2 protein-coding genes are annotated in these 790 nt (G+C 44.8%); both read left to right on the forward strand.

Annotated elements, in window-relative coordinates; genetic code table 11:
- The first annotated feature begins 65 nt into the window (after window positions 1-65).
- Complete coding sequence (locus H9626_RS15750) at window positions 66-413, forward strand: nitroreductase family protein (RefSeq protein ID WP_191710825.1); 348 nt, start codon at window positions 66-68, stop codon at window positions 411-413.
- 31 nt (window positions 414-444) lie between these two features.
- On the forward strand, window positions 445-790 hold a 346-nt coding region (locus tag H9626_RS15755; protein ID WP_497801158.1), incomplete at its 3' end, for a hypothetical protein.

The raw sequence follows: 790 nt of genomic DNA on the forward strand, positions 1-790 counted from the left end.
CAGTATGCAATAGACAACCAGCACGGGTCCATATAACATGCAATCAAGGAATTATCGAAAGAGCTTTGCATATTCAAGGAGGTTTCCGCGGATATCCGGCCCCACCTGCTCTGATTCTCGTTACAGCCGACAACCAGGCGTTCGTATCTTCTGTGGAACGCAATGAAGGTTTTGTAGATGGAGGCCTTTTTTCCATGCAATTACTCATGTCTTTGGAATCTGTGGGGCTTGCCGCTTGCCCACTAAACACTATGATGAATACAAGGAACGAGAGTATGACTCGCGAACTAATGCAGATTCCCGATAATGAGTTTCTTGTTATGTACATTGCTGTGGGACACTTCCCCGAAACGCTTAATCTCTGTCGGTCTTCTCGACTTCCGGTTGAGATGATCATGTCCATTACGGAGTAAATGACAAGCACGGAGCAGCGGTCACTCAACCATGAACAGATATATAAATCTCCTCATTAATGTTGGCGTATTTGCGATTACGACCATTGCAACAAAATTGACCACATTCCTTCTTGTACCGCTGTATACATACTACTTGACTGCGGCGGAATACGGCATCTCTGATATGACTACACTGGTCATCAGTATTGTCATGCCATTGGGGACATTTGCAATCGGCGATGCAGTGCTTAGGTTCATGATTGACGATAAAAAAAATGCTGTAGACATTGCAGCAATTGGTATAGCCATAACATGTTTCAGCTGCCTTATCGTTCTGCTCCTACTTCCGATATTAGATTTGCCCGCATTCGGTGGGTTAGGAGAATACCGTTGGT

Origin of the sequence: Phocaeicola faecium, assembly GCF_014837055.1 — a bacterium.
Lineage (GTDB): Bacteria > Bacteroidota > Bacteroidia > Bacteroidales > Bacteroidaceae > Phocaeicola > Phocaeicola gallinarum.